The following is a 20021-nucleotide window of genomic DNA, read 5'->3' on the forward strand; positions in this document are numbered from 1 at the left end:
AATCGGAATTGCGCACGTCACTGCTGCCCGCCGGTGACGGCCGAAGGCCGGCAAACGACGCAGGCGTATCAACCCGTCAAGGGCGCGCCGCTTTTGCTTGACGCCGCCACCTCCCCGATCAGCCGCTCCGCATCCCGCCACTCGCCATACCCGGACGCCGGGTTCAGGTGCCCGACCTCCCCCAGATCGACGAGCTTGCTGCCCCACCCGGCCGCCAGCGCCTCGACGCGTTCGAAGCGCGCGAGCGGATCGTTGCGGCTCGCGGCGACGATGCTCGGAAACGGCAGCCGTTCGGTCGGTAACGGCGTCCAGCCGTTCGCGTCGATCGCATCGGGCGTTGGATAGCCGGCGGGCATCGGCGACTCGAGATCGGCCGGCGCCGCGAGCAGCGCGCCGTGAATCTTGCGCGTGGCCTGTCGCGCCCAGTGCACGGTGATCATCACGCCCGCGCTGTGCGCGACGAGGATCACGGGGCCGTCGATTCCGGCCAGCGCCGCATCGAGCGCCGCGACGCGTGCGGCGCGGCTCAGCTTGTCGGCCTCGAGCGGCGCGACCGAGCGCGCGTTCGGCAGGCGCCGTTCGAGGTGCGTCTGCCAGTGGTCTTCGACGTGATCGCGCAAGCCGGGCACGATCAGGATGGTGGGTGCGGTCGTCAGGGTCATGCAGTCTCCGAAGCGTTCAGGAAAGGTGGGATGCGCGCCGTTCGCGTTCGACGCGCGCGAGGTCGGCCACATAGCTCGCGCGTCCGATGGCGAACAGCACGGCGGCCATGAGCGGCACGACGGGAATCCATTGCAGCGCGCCGACGAGCCCGGCGCGATCGGCGACCCACCCCGTCAGCAGCGGGCCCGGCGCCATGCCGAGCAGGTTGTTCGCGAGCGTGAGCGTGGCAAACGCCGATGCGTGGATCGCGGCCGGCGTCAGGTTCGCGACCATCGCGCCCGACGCACCGGACGCGCCCGCACCGACCAGCATCCCCGCGCAGATCAGCGCGAGCTGCAGCGGCCCGGGCGGCAGCCGGAACGCAATCGCGAGGCACACGCCCGTGAGCACGCAATACGCGATCGCGGTCAGCCACTTGCGCTTGCCGTCGGTCTTGCCGACGCGGTCGGTGACGATTCCGCAGCCGACCATCCCGACGCCCGCGAGCAGCACGCAGCCGGCCGCGAGCACGGCCGCGCGGTCGGGTGCCATCGCGTAGTAGCGGTTCAGGTAGCTCGGCAGCCACGCGAACAGCGCGCCCGGCACGAACAGGTGCAGCCCGCTGCCGAGATACGCGCAGATCACCGAACGCGACGCGAACAGCCCCGACATCAGCGCGCGCACGCTGCCGCGCAGGTCGTGCGGTGTGCCGGCGTCGCGCCGGCACGATTCGATGCGATAGGCGGCGAGCCGTCGTTCGGTCACGACGCAGCGATACGCGACGAGCAGCACGATGCCGAGCGCGGCCATCACGCCGAACGACCAGCGCCAGCCGAGATGCGCGCCGACCAGCCCGCCGAGCGCCATCCCGAACACCGAACCGAACGCGCCGCCGGCCATGAACGCGCCGGTCAGCGTCGCGCGCAGCCGGGCCGGAAAGATGCTGAGGATCAGCGCGACGCCGACGCTGCCGTACGCGGCTTCGCCGAGCCCGACGAGGCCACGCGCGACGAGCATCTCCGTGTAGTTGGTCGACAGCGCGCAGCCGAGCGTCGCGACGCTCCACAACGCGGCCATCAGCACGATGCTGCGCACGCGCCCGAAGCGGTCGGCGAGCACCGACAGCGGAAACGTCAGCAGCCCGACCAGCAGCGCGACGACGCCGGACAGGGAACCGAGCTGCGTGTCCGACAGCGCCCACGCGTGCTTGAGCAGCGGGAACACCGCGTTGAGCACCTGCCGCGACATGTAGTCCGACAGCAGCAGGCCGACGGTCAGCCCGAACACGAGCCACGCATACGCTGGCGCGCGCCGGCCGGCGGCGGCGACGTCCTGCATCGACGGCTCGACATGATGGATCAGCATGCGTGTCTCCTCCGGCACCGGAGCGGTCGTGCTCCGGCGCGGCTTGCGTGGCCCCGCTCCGTTGGCCGGAGTCATCCCCCGCGCCATGCGCAGGGATGGGTGCCACGCCACAACGATCGGCGGGCGGCGGCCGCGACGGCCGCTTGCCCGGATGCGCGGCGCGTCAGGCGGCCCGCAGCGGCACGTTCATCTGGCCCGGCCGGCGGTTCGGCGCCATCCCGAGGTGCGCCAGCGTCTCGTCGATGCCGTCGTACTGCACGCCGATCCGGTAGATCGCCTTCGCCTCCTTGCCGGTCGCGATGTCGCGGCCGAGTTCGCGCGCGATCCGTGCGCACTGCTCGACCTGCTGCACCGACGTCATCCGGTTGCCCTTCTGGTCGATGATCGTGTCCTCGATCCCGCAGCGCGGATGCAGGCCCAACGCCATCGCGACCGTGTTGATCGGCAGCACGTTCTTCATCAGCGATTCGAGCGTGATGCACGCGCCGTCCGGGCAACGCCGCACGAACTCCATGAAGTTGTACGGGTTCGGGCCGTCGAAGCCGCCGCCGATGCCGACCCACGTGACGTTCAGCGGGCCGCGATAGACGCCGCGGCGGATGATCCGTTCGAGCGTTTCGAGCGCATGCATGCCGGTGAGCTGGAAATGCGGCTGGATGCCGGCCGCCTGCAGGCGGCGCAGGTGCTCATCGACCCAGCCGGGGCCGGCCGGCACGGTCATCTCGCGGTACGCGTCCCACAACGCGGCTTCGTTCAGCGACGTGCCGGCGATGTCCTGGCGGTTCATCAGCTCGGTGATGTTCATCTGCACGGTGTTGATCGCAACCGTCACCTGGTCGGGCTTCGGCGTCAGCTCGGCGAGCATGTGGCGCGTGTCGTCGGACAGCCATTTCGCGTCCGCCCCCTCGCCTTCCGGTGCGAACGAGATCGAACCGCCCACCTGCAGGATCATGTCGGGCACCGCGTCGCGCAGCCGGCCGAGCAGCTCGTTGAACTTCGACAGCCGCTTGCTGCCCTTGCCGTCGAGCTCGCGCACATGCATGTGCAGCACCGTCGCCCCCGCGTTGTAGCAGTCGACGGCCTTCTGCACGTGTTCGTCCATCGTCACCGGAATGTCTTCCGGAAAATCGGCCGGCATCCATTCGGGGCCGTACGGCGCGACCGTGATGACCACCTTGTCCTGGTTTTCCGGGTGCAGCGAATCGTCGAGAAATTGCATGTCGTCCTCCAGTGGAAATCGTTGTATTTCGGGCGTACGGGCGTGCGTATCCCGCCGCGCCGAGCGGGATGCCCGGCGCGTTGCATGGTTTTTCAGGGATCGGTTACGGTGCGGGCGCGCTCAGAACGGCACGTCGCCGACGATGCCCGCGCGCTCCATCCGGCGCACGCACGGCGGGTAGTCCATCACCGCGTAGTGCTGCGTGCTGCGGTTGTCCCAGATCGCGACGCTGTTCTTCTTCCAGCGCCAGCGCACCTGGTACTCGGGGATGTAGGCCTGGCTGATCAGGTACTGCAGCAACTGGCCGGCGCCGGGGTTCGCGTCCTGCCCGACCCGCACGCGCGCCGGCGTGTGGAAGTTCGTGAAATGCGTGGTGAACGCATTCACGTACAGCACCTTCTCGCCCGTTTCGGGATGCGTGCGCACGACCGGATGCTCGGCGTCCGGGTACTGCGCCTTCAGCGCGAGGCGCTTGTCGATCGGCATCGCCGCGCCGAAGCTCGCCTCGATGCTGTGGCGCGCGTGCAAGTCGTCGATCTGCTGCTTCACGTGTTCCGGCAGGCGCTCGTAGGCGAGCACCATGTTCGCCCACATCGTGTCGCCGCCAACCGGCGGACCGTCGATGCAGCGCAGCACACAGCCGAACGGCGGCGCCACGCGCCAGCTCGCATCGCTGTGCCACGCATTCTCGTAGCGGTCGTTCGGCTGGTCGGGCGACTTGTAGATCCGCACGAGCCCCGGGTGCTCGGGATCGCTGCCGGCCACCGGATGATCCTCGAGCTCGCCGAAGCGCCGTGCGAACGCGACGTGCTCGGCGCGCGTGATGTCCTGGTCGCGCAGGAACAGCACGCGATGCCGCAGAAGTTGCGCGCGGATCTCGGCGAACAGGCCGTCGTCGTGCACGGCGTCGGCGAGGCTCACATCCAGCAGTTCCGCGCCAATCGCGCAGGTCAGGGGTTCGACTCGCATGCGCGTCTCCTCAGACGATGAACACCGACGAACCGGTCGTCTTGCGCGATTCGAGATCGCGGTGTGCCTGCGCGGCGTCCTGCAGCGCATAGCGCTGGTTGATCTCGATCCTGATCCGGCCGGCCGCGACATGTGCGAACAATTCGCCGGCCAGGTCGTTCTTTTCGGCCGGATCGGCGATGTAGTCGGCCAGCGCCGGGCGCGTCAGGTACAGCGAGCCCTTCATCGCGAGGCGCTGCGGATCGAACGGCGGGATCGGGCCCGACGCGGTGCCGACGCACACCATCAGCCCGCGCCGCTTCAGCGAATCGAGCGAGCCTTCGAAGGTGTCCTTGCCGACGCTGTCGAACACGACGTCGACGCCTGCACCGTCGGTCAGTTCGCGCACACGTTTCGCGACGTCCTCGCGGCTGTAGTCGATCGTATGGTCGCAACCGTGCGCGCGGGCGATCTCGGCCTTGTGCTCGCTGGATACCGTGCCAATCACCGTGAGCCCGAGCAGCTTCGCCCATTGCGACACGATCAGCCCGACGCCGCCGGCGGCCGCGTGCAGCAGGATCGTGTCGCCCGGTGCGAACGCGTGGATGCGGCGCAGCAGGTAGGCGGACGTCAGGCCGCGCATCGTCATCGCGGCAGCCGTTTCGCACGAAATGCCGGACGGCAGCCGCACGAGCGGCGCGGCGGGGATCAGCCGTTCGGTGCTGTATGCGCCGAGCGTGTTCAGGAAGCCCGTGTAGGTCACGCGGTCGCCGACGGCGACGTTCGTCACGCCGGGTCCGACGGCCTCGACCACACCGGCCGCCTCGACACCGAGGCCGGCAGGCAGCGGCACCGGATACAGGCCGCTGCGGAAGTACGTGTCGGCGAAATTCAGGCCGACCGCGTCGTGCCGCAGGCGTACCTGGCCGGGGCCCGGGTCGCCGACGTCGACTTCCTCCCAGCGCAGGACCTCGGGGCCGCCGGTTTCGTGAAATCGCACTGCATGTGCCATGTTGTTCTCCGTAGGGTGTCAGTCGGATGCGCGTCGCGCATCGTCGGGTTCGTTCGGTTCGTTCGTGCGTGGCGGCGTCGCGGCTGCGCCGTCCGCCAGCGATTCATCCAGTCCGGCCCAGTCCGCGTTGCCGAGATAGCGTCGCGCGGCCGGGAAAATCACGCCTTCCATTCGCCCCATCTGCTCGAACGCGCCGTACGCATAGCGGGCGAGCGCCGTGTCGAACGCGGCCGACGGCAGCCCGTCCGCGGCGATCCGCACGAGCGCATCGAGCGCTTGCGCGTCGCGCTGACCCTGGCGGTCGAGTTCGTCCAGTTCGGCCGCGACACACTCCGCACGGGCGCGCAATGCCGCGAACAGGCGCGCTTCAGCGGCCGTGCCGACACGGGCGCGCTGCAGTGCGGCGAGCGATGCCAGCGCATCCTGCATGTCGGCCGCTTGCTGTTGCGGCACGTACACGTCCGCGTTAGCGCCGGACGCCATCAGCGCATGCAGCAACCGGCCGACCGCGCGGTGCGCATCGAGGCAACGCGCCATCACGCGCGCCTCGGCGGGCGTTCGCCGCGACGTGCACACGAGCACCGGCACACCGCTCGTCGCGAGCAGGTGCCGCCGTTGCGCACAGGCGGCCGCGTCGGCATCGTGGGGCAGCGCCGCGACGCCGATCAGGTCGCAGCCGAGTTCGGCCGCAAGCGCGCCGGGTTCGACGTCACCGGCCGCCGGATGGCCGGCCCCCGCGATCGCATGGGACAACCCCTGCGCCCGCGCGGCGGCTTCCACTTTCGCACCGTGCTCCGGCAGCCGCGCTCCGGATAAACGCGAGTCCGGCGCGGCGCCGGGCAGCATGAACGTGACCCGGGCGCCGACCGCACGCGCCAGCTCGAGCGCATGGCCGATCGCGTCGATGCCGCCGGGCGTGCCGTCGACCGTCACGAGCAGATGGCGGTACATCGCGCCGCTCCGCTTATCCGGCGAGCGGCGCGCTGCGCCGCGTGCCGGTCGATACGATGTTCATGGGTGGGCTCCTCGTGGTGTTCGTCATGCATCGGAACCCATGCTATCGATGCGGTGCCGGCGCGGCCCCACTCGTCGCGGGGGGGATTGACGCGCGAACGCGGTTCGGCCGATCCTTCCCCCCACGCCCACCCCGGACGCTGGCCCGCACGGCACCGCCGGATTCCGACTGCTGCCCCGATGGCCCACCCACCCGATCGCGCCGACGCGCCTCCCACCGAACTGGTCCTGAAGACGACCGCGCCGCGCGTGCCCGCGCAGTTGCTGGCCCGCGCGCGGCTGAGCCTCGCCGCGCCCGCTTTCGACGGCCGGCCGGTCACGCTCATGCAGGCGCCGGCCGGTTACGGCAAGACGTCGCTGCTCGCGCAATGGCGCCGCGAAACCCTCGCGCTCGGCCGCGCGGTCGTGTGGCTGTCGGCCGACGAGCGCGACGATGCGGCGCGGTTGCTGCAGGGGCTCGTGCAGGCGGTGCGGACCGGCTGCGCGCGGCCCGGCTTCGGGCGCCTGATCCCGGTCGGCGCGGCCGACGCGGCGCGTGCGCTGGAGGGCGTGACCGCGTGGCTGGCCGAGGTCGCGCAACTGTCGATCGATGCGCTGCTGATCGTCGACGATGCAGAGCGCCTGCCACCCGCCGGCCTCGACGCGCTGACCTACGTGCTGCACAACTCGCCGCAAAACCTGCATGTCGTCGTCGCCGCGCGGCGCGGGCTCGATCATGTGGCCGGCGACCTGCTCGCCGGCGGGCAATGCACGCTCGCGGGCCCCGACTGGCTGCGCTTCACGCTCGACGAGACGATCGCGCTGGTCGGCGCGCGCTTCGCGCAGCGGGTCGACGCCGACGCGTGCGCGCGGCTGTTCGAACGCGTCGACGGCTGGCCGCTCGGCCTGCAGCTCGCGATGGTCGCGATGGCGCGCTCGGCCGATCCGCGCCAGGCGGTCGACGCGCTCGCCGCCCGCATGGACGGCACGCGCGACCGGCTGGTCGAGCTGCTGCTCACGAACCTGTCGGCCGACGACACCGCGTTCCTGACGCGCACGAGCGTCGCCGACCGCCTGCATCCGTCGCTGTGCGCGGCGCTGCTCGACGACGCGAACGCGCCCGATCGTCTCGCGCGGCTCGCCCGCGACACGCCGCTGTTCATTGCGTCGGACGATTCGGACTGGTGCCGGCTGCATCCGCTCGTGCGCGACACGCTGCGCGACCGCCTGGCCGCGAGCCCGGAAACCGAGCGCAACGCGCTGCATGCGCGTGCGGCCGCGTGGCTCGACGCGCACGGGATGACCGAGGAAGCCGCCCGCCATGCGTACGCGGCCGGCCAGTTCGAGGTGGCGTATGCGCTCGCGCAGCGCTGTCTCGAGGATGCGATCAAGCAGGGCCGTATCAACGACGTGCTCGACTGGCTCGCGCTGCTGCCCGATGCGGAGCTCGACAAGCGTCCGACGCTGCGCGTCGCGGTCGCGTGGGCGCTGGCGCTCGGCGAGCGCCATGTCGAGGCGCAGCGCCAGATCGCGGGCATCCTCGCGGATGGCGGTACGCCCGCGGCGATGCGCTACGAATGCGCGCTGATCCTCAGCGCGGCCGCGTATTACGCCGACGAAATCGACCGCTTCGTCGAGCTGTTCGAGCCGTGGGCCGACTTCGCGCCGCCGGCGGCGACATGGCTCGCGCAGATGCACGCGAACCGGCTGTCGGCGCGCGCGATCATCGTCGGCGAACCGGCGCAGGCACGCCGTTTCCAGCACGCGGCGCCGCGCGGCGAGACGGCGGCCGGGTTCGGCTATGTCGCGCGCTGGGGCGAGCTGATCACGGGCCTGAGCTACCTGCGCGAAGGCCAGGTCAGGCTGGCCGACGACGCGCTGTCGCCGGCGCTGGCGCGTGCGGAAGCCGATCTCGGACGCCGCCATCCACTCACCTGCATGCTCGCGGCGATGTGCGCGGCGCTCGCGTACGAGGCCGACCGCGTCGACCAGGCCGCCGCGTTGCTCGCGAACCGGCTCGACGTGCTCGAACACTCGGGCACGCCCGATACCGTGCTGCTCGGCTATCGCACCGCCGCGCGCATCGCGCTGCTGCGCGGCGTCGAGCACCGCGCGATCGACCTGCTCGAAGCGCTCGACGCAATGGGTGTCGCGCGGCGCCTGCCGCGCCTGTCGGTCGCGAGTCTCGCCGAGCAGGTGCGCATTCACGCGGCGCGCTATCGCGAGGCGACCTGCCATGCGCTCGTCGAGCGGATCGATGCGATCGCCGCGGCCGAGTTTCCGTCGCACGGGCCGTTGTGGCGGCGCCCCGTCGTGCTGCTGCAGGCGACCGCGCATGCGGGCGCGGCACTCGCCGCGCGCCGCTGGGACGACGCGAGCGCGGCGCTCGACGAAGCAGCGGTGCTGGCCCGCGAAATGAGCATGGGGCAGGCACGCATCGAAATCATGGCGCTCAGCGCGTTCGCGCTCGAACAGTCGGGCGGCGCCGGCCGCGCGCTGCTCGACGAGGCGATGAACCTCGCGGACCTGTTCGGCCTGACGCGCACGCTTGCCGACGCACATCCGGCCATCGCCGACTGGGCGCGCCGCGCGGGCGACGAAGCGGCCGCCGGCGCCGGCCCCGCGCGGCATGCGCTGCCGCAGCCGCGCATCGTGCCGCCCGCCCCGCGCGTCGCGGCCAGCCCGCGCGCGGTGCCGAGCGTCGTGCTGACGCCGAAGGAGCGCGCGATTCTCGAGCTGCTCGCGCGCAACCTGTCGAACAAGGAGATCGCGGTGGCGCTCGCCGTCGGCGAGGAAACCGTGAAGTGGCACCTGAAGAACCTGTTCGGCAAGCTCGACGCCAGCTCGCGCAAGCATGCGGTGCGCCGCGCGCTGGTGCTGGGTCTCCTCGAAAACGCGCCCTAGCGTTGTAACGCCGGTTTCGCGAATCGGGCGTGCAGCCGCGCCCGCCTTCCTTCCTCCGATTCTCCGCAACCCTGCCCCCCGCGCATGGGGGGGAGCGGCCGCCCGCCGGTGCGTAGTCTTTCCGCATGGCTCACGCGGGCGTCGCCTGTCACACCTTCCCGCCAGCCTCCTTGCTTCCCCGCTTTACCCGGACTGGCTCGATCCCGTCCGGTCCAATACGACCCTGGAGACTTCATGAAGACGAAACTGGCCGCGCTCGCGGCGCTTGCCGGCTGTTCGGCACTCGCGCACGCGCAATCCTCCGTCACGCTCTACGGCGTGATCGACTCGGGCCTGCTGTACCAGAGCACGTCGGCGGCGTCGTTCAGCCCGACCGCGCCGAATACGGGCAAGGTGTTCCGCATGAAGGACGGCGGCATCTACTCGAGCTTCTGGGGGATCAAGGGCAGCGAGGACATCGGCGGCGGCTACAAGGTCAACTTCAAGCTGCAGGGTTCGTTCGACAGCGGCACCGGCAAGCTGCAGCTGAGCGATACGCCGGGCGCCGTCGCGATCTTCAACCAGGTCGCGTCGCTCGGCGTGTCGGGCCCGTTCGGCACGTTCACGGCCGGCCGCCAGATCGTGCCGATGATCTACGCGATGGCCGACACCGACGTGCGCAACGCGCAGTTCTTCGGCAGCGTGCTGATCGCGTGGCTCGGCCTGAACACGGCGGCCGGCTGGTCGGGCACGAGCACCAACGCAGCGATCGGCGCGCTGTACGACAGCAATGCGCTCGTCTACCAGTCGCCGACCTTCGCGGGCGCGTCGATCGCGCTCGAATACGCGCCGGGCGGCGTGGCCGGGCAGTTCCAGGGCGGCACGCGCGAATCGGTCGTGCTCAGGTATGCGAACTACGGGCTGAACGCATCGGCCGCCTACTACAACGGCCACGACACGAGCCCGGCGCCGGGCGTCGCGCCGACCGGCGTCGACAACAACCGCTTCCTCTACGTCGGCGCGAAATACACGATCCACGATTTCTCGGTGTCGGCGTCGTACGGCAACGGCAGGAATCCGTCGCATGCGGACAAGGTGAACCTCGACATGCTGTCGGCCGGTATCGGCTATCGCTTCACACCCGCGTTGCAGGTGACGTCCGCGGTGTATTACCTGAAGGACCGCAACCAGTCCGAAAACCGCTCGACGGCGGTCGTGCTCGCGGCCGACTACAGCCTGTCGAAGCGGACGATGGTCTATGCGCAGGTCGGCCACGTGAACAACCGCGGCACGATGGACCAGATGCTCGTGTACGGGCAGCCGGTCGCGCCGGGCGTGGGCACGACGGCCGCGATGATCGGGCTGCGCCACAACTTCTGACGATGGGCGGCTGCGCCTGGCGATGCAGCGGCGGTCGCGCGTGGCCACCGCCTGCATCGATCCGCGGGATCGGCTACAGTGGGCGTTTTCGGCGCGCTCCGCCCGCCGTCGCGCCATGAGCCGTGGCGCGCGCGGCGGTAGGGACGGAACGCGGAACATTCACTTCGACGAGCGAACCTTCATGCCCGACCTGTCCGCCTTCCCGATCACGCAAAAGTGGCCGGCCCAGCATCCCGACCGTCTCCAGCTCTACTCGCTGCCGACGCCGAACGGCGTCAAGGTATCGATCATGCTCGAGGAAACCGGCCTGCCGTACGAGCCGCACCTCGTGCGCTTCGACACGAACGACCAGCTGTCGCCCGCGTTCCTGTCGCTGAACCCGAACAACAAGATCCCGGCGATCATCGATCCGAACGGCCCGGACGGCAAGCCGCTGCCGCTGTTCGAATCGGGCGCGATCCTGATCTATCTCGCGGACAAGACGGGCCAGTTGATCCCGAAGGATCTCGCGGGTCGCTACGAGACGATCCAGTGGGTGATGTTCCAGATGGGCGGCATCGGGCCGATGTTCGGCCAGGTCGGCTTCTTCCACAAGTTCGCCGGCCGCGACTACGAGGACAAGCGCCCGCGCGACCGCTACGTCGACGAATCGAAGCGCCTGCTCGGCGTGCTCGACGCGCATCTCGCGAACCGCCAGTGGGTGATGGGCGATACCTACACGATCGCCGACATCGCGATCTTCCCGTGGGTGCGCAACCTCGTCGGCTTCTACGAAGCGGGCGACCTGGTCGGCTTCAGCGAATTCCGGAACGTCAAGCGGGTGCTCGACGCGTTCGTTGCGCGTCCGGCTGTCGCGCGCGGGCTCAATATCCCGGCACGAGGCTGATCGGCCACGCAAGCGCACCGGCCGCCGCCCAAGGGTGACCGTTCGAGTCGGCCCATGCACGAGCCGTTCACGACCGGCGCCCGCATGGGCGCTCAGGTGCCGGCGTGGCGCTTGCGGCGATACGCTCGAAACGTGTTGAGCGCTCTGCCGCGCCCGGTTGTTTTCATCGCCGGGCTGCAATGCGGCAAAATGAGCGCCCTGTTGCCCGGGCGGCCCCATTGCGTGGCGCACCGGCAGGTGTGAACCTCCCGATCATGGGGCCTTCGCTCTGACCAGACGTCGGCGCCAGGCGGCGTGTTGCGCCGTGGGGATTCGACGCACCTGCCCGGGTGCGGCCCGTGCGACGATGTGCGATGACCGACATGAGAAATGGAATGACGACTACATTCGACGCGGCAACGACGGCGGCGATCGCCGCGTTTGCCCAATTGGATTTATACACGGCTGTGCAGGCGATGCGCGCCGAGGCCGACTACGACCACGAACGAGACCAGTGGATCTCGCGCTATATCGACGAGCACGGCGGCGGCGCGGACGATGCAGAATACGACGCCTTGCACGCGCAGGCCCAGGCAACCCCGGAATACGCGCAGTTCGTCGATGCCGTCCGCCGGGAAATCCTGGAATACTTCGGCGTGACCGACGATCAGCTGGACGGGATGGTCGTGCTGCGCGAAGACGATAGCGATGAGCTTTGGGCGGAAGTCAACCGGCAGCGGAGCGCGCTGGGAACCGGTGAAGTGCGCGGCGATCTCTGATCATTGCTTGCCCTTGGGGTCGTCAGTCACGTGGTGCGCCGGGCTCCCGGTTGCTGCAACCGAGCCGCTAACGGAGGACAAGCTCTCGGATCGTCGGAACGCGTGACCGTTGTGCGCTGACATTTGCCGTCGGAGGTGCAACAGCTCGACCGGCAGCACCGGGTCGGCAAGCGACGTCCACGAAAATTCACGAAGCATTCCTGTTGCCCGCCACGTGCGTCTGCATCACGCATCCGGCGGCACTACTCGCCGTCCGCCCCTTTCGGCGCCGCGTCTTCCAGCCCAGCCAGCACCTTTCCCAGCAGCTGCGACAGCTGCGCCTGTTCCGCATCCGACAGCACGGCCAGCAGCGCGCGCTGATTGTCGATGTGCGCGACGACCGCCTCGTCGATCAGTGCGCGGCCCGTCTCCGTCAGCGCGACGAGCGTGCCGCGCCCGTCGGCCGGGTTCGGCCGGCGCTCCACCCAGCCGGCTTTCTGCAGCCGGTCGATGCGCGCGGTCATCCCGCCCGACGACATCATCAGCGCGTCGTACAGCGCCGTCGGCGTCAGCGCGAACGGCGCCCCGCCGCGCCGCAACGTGGCGAGCACGTCGAATTCTCCCGGCTGCATCCCGTAGCGCGCGAACAGCGGATTGAGCCGGTCGCGCGCGATCACGAGCGCCGCTTCCTGCAACCGCCCCATCACCACCATCGACGACGCGTCCAGATCCGGACGCTCGGCGCGCCATTGTGCGAGCGCATGCGCGGCTCGATCCATTAACCCTCCTCGGCTTGGCAGTTATCTTGACGTCGAGATAAATCGGCGTTTATCTTGATGTCGAGATACTTTACATGAAAAACGCGCAGCGCCTCACCCGGGGGGGCCGCGCACCGACATCGAGGGCCTTGCAATGAATCGCTTCACTTCCCCCGGATGGCGGCTCGCCGCCATCGTGCTTGTCGGGCTGAACCTGCGGCCGGCGCTCGCCGCGGTCGGCCCGCTGCTCGACATGATCCAGCGCGCGACCGGCATCGGCGACGGCGCGGCCAGCCTGCTGACGACGATCCCGATCCTGCTGATGGGGCTCGGCGCGCTGAGTGCGCGGCGCCTGCAGCGCCTGACCGGCATCGCGGGCGGCGTCTGGCTCGGCGTCGCGCTGATCGGGCTGGCCTGCGTGTCGCGCGTCGGCGCGCAACACGCGTGGCTGTTGCTCGCGAGCGCCTGCTGTGCGGGCGTCGGGATCGCGATGGTGCAGGCGCTGCTGCCCGGCTTCGTGAAGGCGCATTTCGCGACGCGGATCGGCGGCGCGATGGGCGTCTACTCGACGTCGATCATGGGTGGCGCCGTGCTCGCGAGCGTCGTCGCGCCGTTCGCCGCGGCCCGCTGGGGCTGGCTCGCCGCGCTCGCGGGCTGGGCGCTGCCGGCCGCGGTGGCCGCGCTGGCGTGGCCGCTGGCCAGCCGCGGGGGCAACGCGCTCGCCGCCGGGCCGACGTCGGCATCGAATGCGCAGCCGTCGCGCTCGCCGCGCGCGTGGCGGCTTGCGCTGTTCTTCGGCATCGCGACCGGCGCGTACACGCTCGTGCTCGCGTGGCTGCCGCCGTACTACATGCGGCTCGGCTGGTCGCCGACGGCAGCCGGCAGCCTGCTCGGCGGCGTGACGCTCGCGGAAGTCGTCGCGGGGCTGACGATCTCGGCGACGATCGACCGCCTGCCCGATCGCCGGCCGGCGCTGCATGCGGCGATCGCGTCGCTGTTCGTCGGGTTGCTGGTGATGCTGGCCGCGCCTGAAGCGCTCGCACTGCCGGCCGCGTTGCTGATGGGCGCGGGGATCGGCGCACTGTTTCCGCTGTCGCTGATCGTCACGGTCGACCATGCGGCGACGCCGGCCGATGCCGCATCGCTGACGGGGTTCGTGCAGGGCATCGGCTACCTGATCGCCGGGTTGTTCCCGTTCGCGGCCGGCATCGTGCGCCAGCATCTCGCGGACCTGTCGCCCGCGTGGGTTGCGATGGCCTGCCTGTGTGTCGCGCTGTTCGCGCTGGCGGCAGGATTTGCGCCGAAGCGGGCGCTGCACGCCGCGCGCGCGTAGCGCGTGTCCCGCGCATGTTGCCCCGCCGCGATCGGATACGGCGGGGTTCGCGATCTGACCGGCCGCGCCCGGCGTGCCGGTCAGATCGCGCCGGCGTCAGCCGCCCGTTTCCCGTTCCGCCACGAACCGCCGATAGGCGCGTTCGGACGGGCAGCGCCGCAAATCGCACGCGTCTTCGTCGCACTGCCGGCAAACGCGGATCGCGTTCTGCATGTCGTCGGCCAGCGCGCCAACCAGTTGCTCGCAGATCGGCATGAGTTGCGCGCACTGCTCGGGCGTCAACGTGCGCGTAAGGTCCGCGATCGCCGCGCCGCGCGCGGCAAGCACCTGCTGCACCGCATCGTGCCCGGCCTCGGTCAGCGTCAGCACGACGGTGCGCTTGTCGTCGCCGGGTTCGCGCGCGACGAGTCCTTCCTGCGCCATTCGTTCGGCGAGCCGCACGGCCGACGAATGCACGAGCATCAATTGCCGCGCCAGCGCGTCGATCGTCAGCGCATGCGATTGCGACAGCAGCACCAACGCATCCACGCTCGATCCGTGCAGCCCCGTGTCACGGGCGATCGTGTCCTCTACCCGGTCGTTCAGCCCGAGCGCGAGCGCGCCCAGCAAATTGTTCAGGCGTTGCTTTTTCACGTAGGCGCTCCTAGCATATGTGTGCGTCACGCATATAATTTAACCCATCGATTCACCGATGTCAGCCGCGGCGCGGCCCGCTCGATCCGGACAGTCGCACGCCGGCATTCTACGGGTCGACAGGCCGAGTGGAGTCCACGCATGAACGACAACGCGCGCAAGACCGGATGCCTGATCATGGCGACGCTGTGCTGGGGCGTCGCCATCCCGTTCAGCAAGATGGTGCTGCCGGCCCTGTCGCCCGCGTGGCTCATCGTGCTGCAGATCGCTGCCAGCGTCGCGGTACTCGCCTGCCTTGCCGCCGTGCAACGCGTGACGCTGAAAGGCATCGCCCCGGCGCAGGTCGCCGTGGTCGCGCTGATCGGCATGCTCGAACCGTGCGGCGCGTACTACCTCGGGTTCGTCGGCATGCAATCCACGTCCGCGCTGCACACGGCGGTGATCTTCGCGCTCGAACCGCTCGGCATCCTCGCGTTCAACATCGCGCTGTTCCGGTTCAGGGTCGACAAGCGGCTGCTGATTGCGGGCGTCGTCGCGTTGCTGGGTGTCGTCGTCATCACGCTCGGCGACCCATCGGCGGACGGGCACGCGTCGCTGCGCGGCGATGCGTTCGTGTTCGCCGGCGTGATGGTGGCCGCGCTGTATGTGTCGTTGTCGACGCAGGCCGTGACGCTTCCGTCCGCGACCGCGATGCTGCTGATCCAGCAGGCCGGTTCGCTGCTCCTGGCGCTCGTGTTGCTCGGCGTCGACACGGGCAGCGGCGGGCCGTACCGGTTGCCGGCGTGGCCGGCCGTGTGGCCCGCGCTGGCGATCGGCGTGCTGCAGTTCACGTTCGCGTTCCTGTTCTATTTTCGCGGTGCACGCGACAACGCATCGTACTGGAGCGTGGTCGTGCTCAACCTGATCCCGGTCGTCGGCATCACGGCGTCGATCCTGATCCTCGGCGAATCGGCGTCGCCGATCTACTTCGTCGGTGGCGCAATCACGATCGGCGCGGCACTTTACACGCATCTGCGCGAGCGCCGCACCGAACCGGGGCCGGCCCGCGCGTGATCAACCCGCGCTCGCGTACAGCGTCGAATCCGCGAACCCTTCGGCGTCGAGCACGCGCCCGATCAGGATCAGCGCGGTGCGCTCGATCTGCGTGCCCTGCACCTTGCCGACGATGTCGGCGAGCGTGCCGGTCACGCGCTCTTCGTCCGGCCAGCTCGCGCGATAGATCACCGCGACCGGGCAATCGGCGCCGTAATGCGGCAGCACTTCGTCGACGATGCGGGCGAGATGGCGCACGCCGAGATGGATCGCGAGCGTCGCGCGGTGCGCGGCGAGCGAGCCGAGCGCTTCGCCTTCGGGCATCGTCGTCTTGCCCGCGAAGCGCGTGAGGATCACCGTCTGTGCGACGCCGGGCAGCGTCAGCTCGACGCCGAGCGTCGCCGCGCACGCGGCCGTGGCCGTCACGCCGGGCACGATTTCGTACGGAATCCCGAGCGCTTTCAACCGGCGGATCTGCTCGCCGATCGCGCCGTACAGCGACGGGTCGCCCGAATGCACGCGCGCGACGTCCTGCCCTTTCGCGTGCGCGCCGGCGAGCAGCGCGACGATTGCGTCTAGGTCGAGTTCGGCCGTATTGACGACCTGCTCCGCGCGATGGCCGTCGAGCACGGCGGCCGGCACCAGCGAACCCGCATACAGGATCACCGGGCACGTGCGCACGAGGCGCTGGCCCTTCACCGTGATCAGCTCCGGGTCGCCAGGGCCCGCGCCGATGAAATACACCGTCATCGAAAAATCTCCGTCAATTCATGGGATGTCCGGCCGCACGGCGTCATGCGCGCGTGGCCGGATCGAGCGCGTCGATGAGCGCCGCAGCCGAATCGAACGCGCGGTCGGCGTCGGGCAGCGGCGGCCGGCGCAGCATCACGACCGGCAGCCTGCGTTCGCGCGCGACGTCGAGCTTGGCTTCGGTGGCCGCGCCACCGCTGTTCTTGCTGACGACGACGTCGATGCCCATCAGCGCGAACAGCGCGCGCTCGCCGTCGAGCGTGAACGGCCCGCGCGCGGCGACGATCTGCGCATGCGCGTTGCCGGGATGCGCGTCGAGGCACCGCACGAGCCAGAACTGGTGCGGCGGGATCGCGTCGAGATGCGCGAGCGGTTCGCGGCCGAGCGTGAACAGCGGCCGCTTGAACGGCGCGAGCGCGGCCTCGATGCCGGCCCAGTCGTCGACCATGCGCCAGTCGTCGCCGGGTTGCGGCGCCCACGGCGCGCGGCGCAGCGCCCACAGCGGTACGCCCGCTTCACGCGCCGCGGCTGCGGCATTCGCGCTGATCTGCGCGGCATACGGATGCGTCGCATCGATCACGAGGCCGATACCGGCGCTGCGCAGATACGCGGCCAGCCCGGCAGCGCCGCCGAAGCCGCCGACGCGCACGTCGCAGCGCAGGTCGTCGGGTATCTTGCCGAGGCCGGCCAGGCTGTAGACGTGATGCGGCCCAAGCGCGCGCGCGATTTTCAATGCGTCGCCGGTGCCGCCGAGCAGCAGGATGCGCGTGCTCATCGCGCCTGCCCGACGAAGCGGCCCTGCCGGTCGATCGCGAACATCTCGACGGCGACCGACGGCGGCACGATGTCGCGCGCGACGCGCAGCGCGTGGGCGCAGACCAGATCGCCGAGTGGCACACCGTCGGCGTGCGCGAGCTTCAGTGCTTCCTGGCTCGTGTTCGCGGCACGCATCGCGGCCTGCAGCGCATCGCTTGCGCCGGCCTCGGCCGCCCACTGCGCAAGCAGCGGCAGGTCGATGCTCGAATGGCGGCTGTGCAGGTCGAGATGGCCGGCCGCGAGCTTGCTGAGCTTGCCGAAGCCGCCGCACATCGACAGCCGCGCGACCGGCGCGCGCCGCAGGTGCTTGAGCACCGCGCCCGCGAAATCGCCCATCTCGATCAGCGCCATGTCCGGCAGGCCGTAGTGCGCGCGCATCGCATCCTCGCTTGCGTTGCCCGTGCACGCGGCGATATGCGCGATGCCGTTCGCCCGCGCAACGTCGATGCCCTGGTGGATCGACGCGATATAGGCCGAGCACGAGAACGGCCGCACGATGCCGGTCGTACCGAGGATCGACAGCCCGCCGACGATGCCGAGACGCGGGTTCATCGTCTTCAGCGCGAGCGCTTCACCGCCTTCGACGCCGATCGTCACGTCGAAGCCGCCCGCATAACCCTGCTCGGCCGCCAGCGCTTCCAGGTGCGTCGTCATCATCTGGCGCGGCACCGGGTTGATCGCCGGTTCGCCGACCGGCAGCGTCAGCCCCGCGCGCGTGACCGTGCCGACGCCCGGCCCCGCATGAAAACGCACGCCGGGCGCCGCCGCGAGCGCGACGCGCGCGAAGATCAGCGCGCCGTGCGTCACGTCCGGATCGTCGCCGGCATCCTTGATCGTGCCGGCTTCCGCACCGTCGGCCGTGGTGCGGCAGAACTCGAGCCGCATCATCACGCGCTGCCCCTTCGGCAGCACGATCTCGACCGCGTCGTCCGCATGGCCCGCGAGCAGCAGCCGCGCGGCGGCGAGCGACGTCGCGGTCGCGCAACTGCCGGTCGTGTAGCCGAAACGTAGCGGCGCGGGCTGTTCGGGGGTCTCGTCGCGCATCACGCGTCCGTTGTGTTGGTCGTGGCCGACGATGCGATCGTGTCGGCCGCGTCGGGCTTGCGCACGTCGTACAGCGTGACCGGCAACGGCTGCCGCCACGTATCGAAGCGGCCGAGCGGTTCGGCGTGCGCGAGCGACACGCGCGTGAGCGTGCCGCCATGCGCATCGCGCCACGCGGCGAGCGCCATTTCGCCCTGCAGCGTGACCGCGTTCGCGACCAGCCGGCCGCCGGGCTTCAGCGCCGCCCAGCACGCGTCGAGCACGCCAGGTGCGGTCGCTCCGCCGCCGATGAAGATCGCGTCGGGCGCGGCGAGCCCCGCGAGCGCATCGGGCGCGCGGCCGGCAACGAGCTGCAGGCCCGGCACGCCGAGCGTGTCGCGGTTGTGCTCGATGAAGCGCTGTCGCTCCGCATGCGCTTCGATCGCGATCGCCTGGCATGACGGATGCGCGCGCATCCATTCGATACCGATCGAGCCGCTGCCGGCGCCGACGTCCCACAGCAGCTCGCCGGGCACGGGCGCGAGGCGCCCGAGCGTCATCGCGCGCAGGTCGCGCTTGGTGAGCTGGCCGTCGTGACGGTACGCATCGTCCGGCAGGCCGGGCGTGAGCGCGCGGCGCGGCGCGTCGGGGCCGGCCTGGCAGTCGAGCGCGACCAGATTGAGCGCGGCCGTTTCGTCGATGCGCCAGTCCTGCGCCAGGCCATCGATACGCCGCTCGAGCGGGCCGCCCAGATGTTCGAACACGCTGATGCGCGTCGGCCCGAAGCCGCGTGCGACGAGTTCGGCCGCGACGGCGGCCGGCGTGCGGCCGTCGGCGCTCAGCACGAACAGGCGGCGGCCGGGCAGCAGGTGACGCGTGAGCGTCGCAAGCGGACGGCCGACGAGCGAAACCGCGCCGACATCCTGTAGCGCCCAGCCGAGGCGCGCGGCCGCGAGCGACAGCGACGACGGCGCGGGCAGCACGCGCCATTCGTCGGGGGAAAGCTGGCGCGCGAGCGTGGCGCCGACGCCGAACAGCATCGGGTCGCCGCTGGCGAGCACGCAGACGGGTGACGCGCGGCGCGCGAGCACGCCCGCGAGATCGAACGGCGACGGCCACGTTTCGCGCGCGGCCGGCAGCCGCGCGGGCAGCATGTCGAGATGCCGCTTCGCGCCGACGACGAGCGTCGCGTCGAGCAGCGCGCGGCGCGCGCTGCGTCCGAGCCCCGCGTATCCGTCGTCGCCGATGCCCACTACCGTCAGCCACGCCGTCATGCACCCTTCCCCATCGTTCGATTCCCTACCGTTTGTTGCGATGCGCGGCGGCCGGGCCACCGCGCGTTGATCCGTTGTCGACCCCGATCCCGAGCCGTTTCCTTGCCCTGTACGCCGCCGCCCGCCGGGGCGATACGGCGGCGCTGTCAGCCGCGCGGCGCGCCACCGACCAAGGTCAGCACGCCCGGAGCCATGCCGCCGATCGACGCGATCAGCAGCCAGCCGGGCAGCCGCCACCTGAGCGGCCGCGCCCCGCCTTTCCGGTACAGGAACGTTCCGCCCGCCACGATCGGCACGCCGAGGCCGGCGAGCCCGACATTCTTCGGCCACTCGGCCG

Annotated in this window: 19 protein-coding genes; 6 read left to right on the forward strand and 13 right to left on the reverse strand. The window is 70.5% G+C overall.

The features are described 5' to 3' along the window. Positions 1 to 68: 68 nt before the first annotated feature. From BCO18175_RS06555 to BCO18175_RS06580, 6 genes are all read right to left on the reverse strand, one after another. Positions 69 to 662, reverse strand: a complete 594-nt coding sequence (locus tag BCO18175_RS06555) for an RBBP9/YdeN family alpha/beta hydrolase (RefSeq protein ID WP_174979954.1) — start codon at positions 660 to 662, stop codon at positions 69 to 71. 16 nt (positions 663 to 678) lie between these two features. After that, positions 679 to 2007 (reverse strand): MFS transporter, encoded by a 1329-nt coding sequence (locus tag BCO18175_RS06560; protein ID WP_174979955.1) that lies wholly within the window; start codon positions 2005 to 2007, stop codon positions 679 to 681. A gap of 163 nt (positions 2008 to 2170) precedes the next feature. Next, the gene (locus BCO18175_RS06565; RefSeq protein ID WP_174979956.1) at positions 2171 to 3226 is read right to left on the reverse strand and encodes a 3-keto-5-aminohexanoate cleavage protein; all 1056 of its coding nucleotides are present in this window, start codon (positions 3224 to 3226) and stop codon (positions 2171 to 2173) included. Between the two features lie 120 nt (positions 3227 to 3346). Further along, complete coding sequence (locus BCO18175_RS06570; protein WP_174979957.1) at positions 3347 to 4195, reverse strand: TauD/TfdA dioxygenase family protein; 849 nt, start codon at positions 4193 to 4195, stop codon at positions 3347 to 3349. A 10-nt stretch (positions 4196 to 4205) separates the two neighbouring features. After that, the gene (locus BCO18175_RS06575) at positions 4206 to 5186 is read right to left on the reverse strand and encodes a quinone oxidoreductase family protein (protein ID WP_174979958.1); all 981 of its coding nucleotides are present in this window, start codon (positions 5184 to 5186) and stop codon (positions 4206 to 4208) included. A gap of 18 nt (positions 5187 to 5204) precedes the next feature. Then, positions 5205 to 6137 (reverse strand): universal stress protein, encoded by a 933-nt coding sequence (locus tag BCO18175_RS06580; protein WP_174979959.1) that lies wholly within the window; start codon positions 6135 to 6137, stop codon positions 5205 to 5207. A 243-nt stretch (positions 6138 to 6380) separates the two neighbouring features. Here BCO18175_RS06580 and BCO18175_RS06585 point away from each other — a divergent pair, with 243 nt between their 5' ends. The 4 genes from BCO18175_RS06585 to BCO18175_RS06600 all read left to right on the forward strand — a co-directional run bounded on the left by BCO18175_RS06585 (position 6381) and on the right by BCO18175_RS06600 (position 12086). Continuing rightward, positions 6381 to 9083, forward strand: a complete 2703-nt coding sequence (locus BCO18175_RS06585) for a LuxR C-terminal-related transcriptional regulator (protein WP_174979960.1) — start codon at positions 6381 to 6383, stop codon at positions 9081 to 9083. A gap of 234 nt (positions 9084 to 9317) precedes the next feature. Next, complete coding sequence (locus BCO18175_RS06590; protein ID WP_174979961.1) at positions 9318 to 10442, forward strand: porin; 1125 nt, start codon at positions 9318 to 9320, stop codon at positions 10440 to 10442. A gap of 181 nt (positions 10443 to 10623) precedes the next feature. Continuing rightward, complete coding sequence (locus BCO18175_RS06595; RefSeq protein WP_174979962.1) at positions 10624 to 11328, forward strand: glutathione binding-like protein; 705 nt, start codon at positions 10624 to 10626, stop codon at positions 11326 to 11328. A 374-nt stretch (positions 11329 to 11702) separates the two neighbouring features. Continuing rightward, positions 11703 to 12086 carry an ATP-dependent protease gene (locus BCO18175_RS06600; RefSeq protein WP_174979963.1) on the forward strand — a complete coding sequence of 128 codons (384 nt, stop codon included), beginning with the start codon at positions 11703 to 11705 and terminating at the stop codon, positions 12084 to 12086. Positions 12087 to 12328: 242 nt separating this feature from the next. On the opposite strand, the gene BCO18175_RS06605 is transcribed toward BCO18175_RS06600, so the two are convergent. Next, on the reverse strand, positions 12329 to 12844 hold the full coding sequence (locus BCO18175_RS06605) for a MarR family winged helix-turn-helix transcriptional regulator (RefSeq protein WP_174979964.1): 516 nt from the start codon (positions 12842 to 12844) through the stop codon (positions 12329 to 12331). A 133-nt stretch (positions 12845 to 12977) separates the two neighbouring features. Here BCO18175_RS06605 and BCO18175_RS06610 point away from each other — a divergent pair, with 133 nt between their 5' ends. Next, positions 12978 to 14156: an MFS transporter gene (locus BCO18175_RS06610; protein ID WP_174979965.1), complete on the forward strand. Its 1179-nt coding sequence runs from the start codon at positions 12978 to 12980 to the stop codon at positions 14154 to 14156. 96 nt (positions 14157 to 14252) lie between these two features. Here the strand turns inward: BCO18175_RS06610 and BCO18175_RS06615 are convergent, their stop codons facing one another. Further along, a complete protein-coding gene (locus BCO18175_RS06615) occupies positions 14253 to 14819 on the reverse strand; it encodes a MarR family winged helix-turn-helix transcriptional regulator (RefSeq protein ID WP_174979966.1) in 567 nt (188 codons plus the stop codon). Positions 14820 to 14930: 111 nt separating this feature from the next. On the opposite strand from BCO18175_RS06615, the gene BCO18175_RS06620 reads away from it, so the two are divergent. Then, a complete protein-coding gene (locus BCO18175_RS06620; protein WP_174979967.1) occupies positions 14931 to 15842 on the forward strand; it encodes a DMT family transporter in 912 nt (303 codons plus the stop codon). Here the strand turns inward: BCO18175_RS06620 and cobM are convergent, their stop codons facing one another. From cobM to BCO18175_RS06645, 5 genes are all read right to left on the reverse strand, one after another. After that, complete coding sequence (cobM, locus tag BCO18175_RS06625) at positions 15843 to 16571, reverse strand: precorrin-4 C(11)-methyltransferase (protein ID WP_089494854.1); 729 nt, start codon at positions 16569 to 16571, stop codon at positions 15843 to 15845. A gap of 43 nt (positions 16572 to 16614) precedes the next feature. Then, positions 16615 to 17346 carry a cobalt-precorrin-6A reductase gene (locus BCO18175_RS06630; protein ID WP_174979968.1) on the reverse strand — a complete coding sequence of 244 codons (732 nt, stop codon included), beginning with the start codon at positions 17344 to 17346 and terminating at the stop codon, positions 16615 to 16617. Further along, positions 17343 to 18431, reverse strand: coding sequence for a cobalt-precorrin-5B (C(1))-methyltransferase (locus BCO18175_RS06635; protein WP_174979969.1), 1089 nt, complete (start codon positions 18429 to 18431; stop codon positions 17343 to 17345). The genes BCO18175_RS06630 and BCO18175_RS06635 overlap by 4 nt, the downstream gene beginning before the upstream one ends. Then, a complete protein-coding gene (gene cbiE / locus BCO18175_RS06640; RefSeq protein WP_174979970.1) occupies positions 18431 to 19684 on the reverse strand; it encodes a precorrin-6y C5,15-methyltransferase (decarboxylating) subunit CbiE in 1254 nt (417 codons plus the stop codon). The genes BCO18175_RS06635 and cbiE overlap by 1 nt, the downstream gene beginning before the upstream one ends. A gap of 146 nt (positions 19685 to 19830) precedes the next feature. Then, complete coding sequence (locus BCO18175_RS06645; protein ID WP_174979971.1) at positions 19831 to 19971, reverse strand: hypothetical protein; 141 nt, start codon at positions 19969 to 19971, stop codon at positions 19831 to 19833. Between the last annotated feature and the right edge of the window lie 50 nt (positions 19972 to 20021).

The organism is Burkholderia lata (assembly GCF_902499335.1).
Classification (GTDB): domain Bacteria; phylum Pseudomonadota; class Gammaproteobacteria; order Burkholderiales; family Burkholderiaceae; genus Burkholderia; species Burkholderia lata_B.